This is a genomic window from Hydrogenophaga sp. (genome assembly GCF_041633695.1).
In the GTDB taxonomy this organism is placed as follows: Bacteria; Pseudomonadota; Gammaproteobacteria; order Burkholderiales; family Burkholderiaceae_C; genus Hydrogenophaga.
The window spans coordinates 1-6,617 of the sequence record NZ_JBFJMY010000234.1; the positions used below are offsets into that span (position 1 = coordinate 1).

At 65.2% G+C, this 6,617-nt stretch carries 4 protein-coding genes and 1 pseudogene; 2 read left to right on the top strand and 3 right to left on the bottom strand.

Features of this window, described 5'->3' with window-relative positions; genetic code table 11:
- Positions 1-141 (top strand): annotated as a pseudogene (locus tag ABYB95_RS14410) (peptidylprolyl isomerase); the annotation flags it as partial.
- Positions 142-343: 202 nt separating this feature from the next.
- Here the strand turns inward: ABYB95_RS14410 and cysE are convergent.
- The gene (cysE, locus tag ABYB95_RS14415) at positions 344-1,117 is read right to left on the bottom strand and encodes a serine O-acetyltransferase (protein ID WP_372659260.1); all 774 of its coding nucleotides are present in this window, start codon (positions 1,115-1,117) and stop codon (positions 344-346) included.
- A 10-nt stretch (positions 1,118-1,127) separates the two neighbouring features.
- The gene (locus ABYB95_RS14420; protein ID WP_372659261.1) at positions 1,128-1,898 is read right to left on the bottom strand and encodes an RNA methyltransferase; all 771 of its coding nucleotides are present in this window, start codon (positions 1,896-1,898) and stop codon (positions 1,128-1,130) included.
- 121 nt (positions 1,899-2,019) lie between these two features.
- On the opposite strand from ABYB95_RS14420, the gene ABYB95_RS14425 reads away from it, so the two are divergent.
- Positions 2,020-2,979: an inositol monophosphatase family protein gene (locus ABYB95_RS14425; RefSeq protein WP_372659262.1), complete on the top strand. Its 960-nt coding sequence runs from the start codon at positions 2,020-2,022 to the stop codon at positions 2,977-2,979.
- Here the strand turns inward: ABYB95_RS14425 and ABYB95_RS14430 are convergent.
- Positions 2,965-6,279, bottom strand: a complete 3,315-nt coding sequence (locus ABYB95_RS14430) for a PAS domain-containing protein (RefSeq protein WP_372659263.1) — start codon at positions 6,277-6,279, stop codon at positions 2,965-2,967. The two genes, ABYB95_RS14425 and ABYB95_RS14430, sit on opposite strands and share 15 nt — an antisense overlap.
- Between the last annotated feature and the right edge of the window lie 338 nt (positions 6,280-6,617).

Sequence of the window (6,617 nt, forward strand, 5' to 3'; positions counted from 1 at the left end):
CCGACCGTGCACCTGGACGGCAACCACCCCTTGGCCGGGCAGACGCTGCGCTTTTCGCTCAAGGTGCTGGAAGTGCGTGCCGCCAGCGCCGAAGAAAGTACCCACGGCCACGCGCACGGGGCGCACGGGCATCACCATTGATCCCCCCGCGCCGGCTTCGCCGTCACCCCCCAGGGGGCGATGCCTGCGGCCTGGCAAAGCCAGTTCCACGGCATCCTGGACGGGGCCCACGTCGCGCCGGATAGGTGCTTGGCGCCAGGACGCTGCTGAGCCAACTGTGCGAGGCCGCCCCCTATTGCGCGCCTGTAGGGTGACGCGCCGCAGTGCGAGGCGGGAGAGGACCCTACTTCCCGACCAGCTGGTTCAGCTTTTCGGCTTCAAAACACTCGTTGCGCGCGGCGTCGGCTGGCACGCAATCGCTCTCGGTCTTGCTCGACGAGAGCTTTTCGATCGCCTGCCACAGCAAGGCAATCTGGTGCTCCTGACCGGAAGCGGTGTCGATCAGGCCGCGCATGGCCTGTGACAAAGGGTCGTCTTCCTGCGTGATGCCGTAGGCCGAGAATTTGGCATGCGGCTCGGTCACGTCGGCGCTTTCCCCGGTTTTGGACGGGATGATGCGCGCCGGAATACCCACCGCCGTGGCGCCCGCCGGTACTGGCTTGATGACCACGGCGTTGCTGCCGATCTTGGCGCCATCACCCACCAGGAACCCGCCGAGCACCTTGGCGCCCGCGCTCACCACCACGTCTTTACCCAACGTGGGATGGCGCTTGGTGCCCTTGTAGAGCGAGGTGCCGCCCAGTGTCACGCCCTGGTAAATGGTGCAGCCATCGCCGATCTCGGCGGTTTCACCGACCACCACACCCATGGCGTGGTCGAAGAACACGCGGTTGCCCAGCTTGGCGCCGGGATGGATTTCGATGCCGGTGAACCAGCGCGCGAGGTGGGAGATGAAACGCCCCGGCCACTTCAGACCATGGTTCCAGCACCAGTGCGCAGGCCGGTGCAGCCACACGGCATGCAGACCGGGATAGCAGGTGACCACCTCCCAGATACCACGGGCGGCGGGATCGCGCTCAAGAACACACTGGATATCGGATCGGATGCGGGCAAACATACGCGTGAGTCTAGCGCTTCGCTTGCTGCGCGGTCTTCAGCATGGCCTTGGCAACACCGCGCAGAATGTGGACTTCTTCCTCGCTCAATGCAGCCCGGTTGAAAAGCTGGTTCAACCGGGGCATGAGCTTCTTGGGCGCCTCGGGATCCAGAAAATCCACCGCCACCAGCGCCTGCTCCAGGTGCTGCAGCAGCCCCGCCAGCGCCTGTGTGTCGGCCAGGCTGCGCGGCGGCGCAGCCGCTGCGGGCGGCGCAAATCCACCCAGCGCCTGCCGCCAGTCGTAGGCGATGAGTTGCACCGCTGCCGCCAGGTTGAGCGAACCGAAGTCGGGCGCCGTGGGGATGCACAGCGCGGCGTGGCAGCGGTAAACGTCTTCGTTGCGCATGCCAAAGCGTTCCGAGCCGAACAAGAAGGCAACGCCTTCTGGCGCGGCTGGCGCCGGGGTTTGGTCAGGTGTTTCCGCCACGGTCGGGCGCAGCAGCGCATCAAAATGCGCGCGTGGCGCGAGGGTGGGTGGTCCAAAGTCCCGGGGGGTCATGGCGGTGGCGCACAAATGGTCCATGCCCTCCAGCGCCTCGTCCAGAGACTCGACGATGCGGGCCTTGGCCAGCACATCGTTGGCGCCGCTGGCGCGCTGTATGGTTTCCTCGCGGCGCAGCACATTGGCCCAGCGCGGCGCCACCAGCACCAGGTCGTCAAAGCCCATCACTTTCATGGCACGGGCCACGCCGCCGACGTTGCCGGCGTGGCTGGTCTGGATCAGAATAAATCGGGTTCGCATGCGGACAGGTGGCGGGCAAGTAAAATGTGGGTTATTGTCGCCGCCCTGCATCGCCTGGCCGGTCCCCGCCGCTCTTCCACTGTCGCGCGCCACTCCCGTGTCGTGCCAAGGTTCACAATTCATGTCGTCCACCCTCCACCCCATGCTCAACGTGGCCATCAAGGCCGCTCGCACCGCAGGTACCATCATCAACCGCGCCGCACTCGACATCGAGTCGGTACGGGTGGCGGCCAAGGCGACCAACGACTACGTGACCGAGGTGGACCAGGCGGCCGAAGCCGCCATCATCGACATCTTGCTCACCGCCTACCCGGACCACGCGATCTGGGCCGAAGAATCGGGCCGGCGCGAGGGCCACCATGGCGGGGCAGACCATGTCTGGATCATCGATCCCCTGGACGGCACCACAAACTTCATCCACGGCTTTCCGGTCTATTGCGTCAGCATTGCCTTGATGGTGGGCAACAAGCTGGAGCAGGCGGTGGTCTACGACCCGACCCGCAACGACCTCTTTTGCGCCACGCGCGGACGCGGCGCCTACCTCAACGACCGGCGCATCCGGGTGGCCAAGCGCACCGAGATGCGCGAATGCCTGCTCTCCACCGGTTTTCCGTTCCGCGCGGGCGACCAGTTCAAGACCTATCTGAATCTGCTGGCCGACGTGATGCCGCGCTGCGCCGGCGTGCGCCGCCCTGGCTCGGCTGCGCTCGATCTGGCCTATGTGGCGGCGGGTTTTTCCGACGGCTTCTTTGAAACCGGGCTCTCGCCCTGGGATGTGGCTGCGGGCGCCTTGCTGGTGACCGAGGCCGGTGGTCTGGTGGGCAACTTCACGGGCGAAGCCAACTTTCTGGAACAAAAAGAGTGTCTGGCCGCGAACCCCCGGATTTATGGCCAGCTGATCGGTTCGCTGGGCAAATACAGCAAATTCGCCAGCGCCGGCGACAAGGCCACGGTGCGCCAGGCCTTGCAGAAGCCCGCTGACGAGCCGATGGCCCTGCCAGAGGCCCTGAATACCCCTACCGCCCCCGACGCGCCCGACACCCCTGAGGCGCCACCCAGCGCGCCGTCATCCACCGTCTGAAGGCGCCGGCAAGGTCCACCAGAAGGTGGTTCCCCTGCCGGGTTGTGATTCGGCCCAGATGCGCCCGGTGTGGCGTTCGATGATGCGCGAGACGATGGCCAGCCCGACACCCATGCCCGGCACATCAGAGCCTGCATGCAGACGCTGGAACAGGCCAAACAGTTTGGACGCGTGCGCCATGTCAAACCCCACGCCGTTGTCGCGCATGAAATAGGCGCGCTGCTCGGCGTCGTAGCCAATCTGCACCCGGGGCACGTCCCTGTTGCGCGAGTATTTCAGTGCGTTGTCCAGCAGATTCAGCAACACCTGGCGCAACAAGGTCGCGTCCCCCAGCGCGGGTGGCAACTGCTCGGCATCGACACGGGCCCGGGGATCGGTGCTGGCCAGCGCCTCGATGGCCGCGTGCGTCACGGCGTTCATGTCCACCGCCACCGCGTCGAGTTCGACGCGCACCACTTGCAGCATCGACAGCATATCGGTCAGCATCTGGCCCATGTTGCGCGACGAGCGCACGATGCGCGCGAACATGTCCCGCCCAGAAGGACTCATGCGCTCCTGCTCTTCTTCGGCGATCATCGCCGCAAAGCCATTGACGGCACGCAAGGGGGCGCGCAGATCGTGCGCGATCGAATACGAGATGGCTTCCATGTCCTTGAGCGTGAGCTCCAGATCGGCGGTGCGCTGGGCCACGCGCTGCTCCAGGCCGGCATTGAGCGCGCGCGCTTCTTCCTGCGCGCCCACCCGGTCGGAGATATCCAGGTGCGTGCCCGACATGTACAACGCCCGACCCGACGCATCGCGTTGGTGCACCCGCCCCCGGTCGTTGATCCAGACCCAGTGGCCGTCCTTGTGCAGGATGCGCACATAGCACTCATAAAACGCGGTCTGGCCACGCCAGTGCGCGTTCAGGCGCCGCAACGCGACCACCGCGTCCTCGGGGTGCAGCAAGCGGATCCAGGTGTCGATGGTGGCCGGTTCCAGCTCGTCTTGCGTGTAACCCAGCATCTCGCCCCAGCGGGCATTGATCTTCATCGCCCGGGTCTGAAGATCGGTCTCCCAGATACCGGGGCGGGTCGCCTCGAGCACCCATTCCAGGCGCTGCCGTTGCGAGCGCAAGGCCTCCTGGGCTTCGAAATACGAGCTGACGTCGGTGTAGGTTCGCACCATGCCGCCATCGTCCAGACGGCGGGTGCGGATTTCCAGCGTGCGCCCATCCAGCGTGCTGCGCCAGTATTTTTCCGGCGCATCGGCTTGCGGCCCTGGCCCCAGATAAGCCCGGGCAGAGGCTTCGATCAGCTCCAGGTTTTCTCCAAAGTCACCGCGCTCGTGTTGAAAGCGCACGATGGTTTCGTGGGTCGGCTGGGACTCCAGCAAGGCCTCGGGCAGGTTCAGCAGTTCCAGAACGCGGCGGTTGTAGATGGCCGTGCGGCCATCGGCGTCCACCTTGATCAAGCCTTGGCTGATGCTGTCCAGCGTGTCTTGCAAGGCGCGGCTTTTTTCCGCCAGCAATGCACCCGTGGTTTCCAGCTGTTGCTGCGTGCGCTGGCGCTCCACCGTGTGGCGCAAAGCACGCACCAGCTGGCGCACCGAGCCCAGCAAGGGCTGCAGCAGTTCCACGTCCTTCATCGCATATCCGGCAGACCGGTTGGCCAGACCGACCATGCCGACCAGTTCCTGGTCCACCAAAATGGGAATGCCCAGATAGGCATTCATGCTCGGGTGGCCACTGGGTCTGCCACCGGAACGTGGATCGTTGGCGGGATCGTTGGCGATCACCACCTCTTTGGTCACCAACGTGTGTCCGAACAAGGTATGCAGGTTGCGAAACTCCATACCCGCTTCCTGCTGCTCGGCGTGCATTCGCCGCGAAGCCTCGTCCCAGGCGATGTTGGTGATGGCGTGGGTCTTGAGATAGGGCTGGCCCTTGGCGTCGTACAGCACTTCGCCCACAAATCCGTATTCGCTGCCGGTCACAACCAGCAGCGCTTCCAGCAATTTTTCAAAAGCACGGCGCTTGTCGTTCGCCTCGATGAACTCGGTTTGCGCCTGCTGCACCGCCTCCAGCATGTGGTGCTGTCTCTCCAGCACCTGCGACGCCAGCACCGACTCGGTGACGTCGGCAATGAAACCGTGCCAGAGCACAGAGCCGTCCGTGTCGGGTTGCGGCACGGCCACCACACTGCACCAGCGCAAACCCCGATTCGGCAACACGACGCGTGTGACATGGCGCCAGGGTGTGAGGTCCCGGCTGGCGGTGCGAAGAAACTGCAGTATTCCCGGCAGATCGTCCGGGTGCACGCGCGAAAACAGCAGGCGCGAATCCTGCATGAACGCGGCCGGCTCGATTTCCAGAATCTCGCGCACAGCGTCGTTGACAAAGGTGATCTGTGTGCGGCCATCCGTTGTCAGCCGCGCCTGGTACATCAGGCCGGGCATGTTGGCCGTGATGCTCTGGATCAAGGTGAGTTGATTGGCCTGGCGCTGGCTGGCCAAATGCTCGGAGGTGACGTCCTGCACCACCCCGAAATCGACCGGCGGGGCATTGCCCACCGCCGTGCTGCCGATGCGGGTGCGCAACCAGCGCGTCTCGCCGTCGGGGTGTGCCCAGCGGTAGCGGATTTCGCGCCCATCCTTGGCCTGCCGGGCCTCGTTCCAGGCGGGGAGATCGTCGGGATGGATGCGGCCGCGACCCCTGGTCCGGTCCATGGGCAACTGCGGATCCAGCCCGGCAATGTCGTACAGACCCGGGGACCAGAGCACACCCTTGTCGTCGGCGTCGTTGGTCCAGTGGCCTATGCGGGCCAGCTTTTCGCTCGCTTCCAGCAGTTCCACCCGCTGCTGCAATTCGAGATTGACCCGTTCGAGCGCCGCCTCGGCCTCGTGTTCACGGGTCACCTCCTGCATGAACACGAGCAAATAGATTTCGCCACCCAGCACCAGCTCCGAGGTGTGCAGACGCAGGCGGTGCAGCGCGCCGTCGGCAAAGCGCAACAAAAGGGATTGCTGGGCACTGGGGAGTTGAGCCAGGTACTTCGCGCGATCGGCGTGGTCGTTCCAAAAGGGGAATTCGTCGGTGCGGCGGCCAACCACCTGTTCAGGGCGCAAACCGGTCAAGGCCACCCAGGCTTCGTTGACGGCCACCACCTTGCCATCTTGCTTGCGCGCCAGACTGCCCGGCAGCGGCGAAAGCTGGAACATCTGCTCGTAGGGCATGCCGCCCGGCACGGGCCCAACCGCCGCACCGTCCTGGGTGGCGTGATCGGCACCGGCGTTGTGGGGTTGTGGTGGGGCGTTGACCATGTACAAGTGAGAAGTCAGAGCTGGGGTGTAGCGGGTCATTTTGACCCATAACAGCGGCGGGTGTTCGGCGCAGAAAGCGCAGAAACACCGCGCTGTTCGCGACCACAAGGTCCCGGTTTCGCGCTTGACGGATGCTCAAAATGGGGGCATGCGATGCGTGCGGCCGGCGCAAAACCGGCCGCGCGCCAGGTTCCGCGTCCAGCGGCGAACAAACATGGGACGCCGCCCCGAGCGCCTACCCTGGCGACTCGGCGCCGGCCGGTGTCTGCGCCGCTATCAGAACCAAGCCACCTGGATGCCCGCGTGGAAACGCGGGGAACGCTGGTGCACCTCGGCCG

What these genes read in the sequence shown, in the direction of transcription:
- cysE (WP_372659260.1), bottom strand. Translation starts at nt 1,117, where the DNA reads ATGTTTGCCCGCATCCGATCCGATATCCAGTGTGTTCTTGAGCGCGAT.
- ABYB95_RS14420 (WP_372659261.1), bottom strand. Translation starts at nt 1,898, where the DNA reads ATGCGAACCCGATTTATTCTGATCCAGACCAGCCACGCCGGCAACGTC.
- ABYB95_RS14425 (WP_372659262.1), top strand. Translation starts at nt 2,020, where the DNA reads ATGTCGTCCACCCTCCACCCCATGCTCAACGTGGCCATCAAGGCCGCT.
- ABYB95_RS14430 (WP_372659263.1), bottom strand. Translation starts at nt 6,279, where the DNA reads ATGGTCAACGCCCCACCACAACCCCACAACGCCGGTGCCGATCACGCC.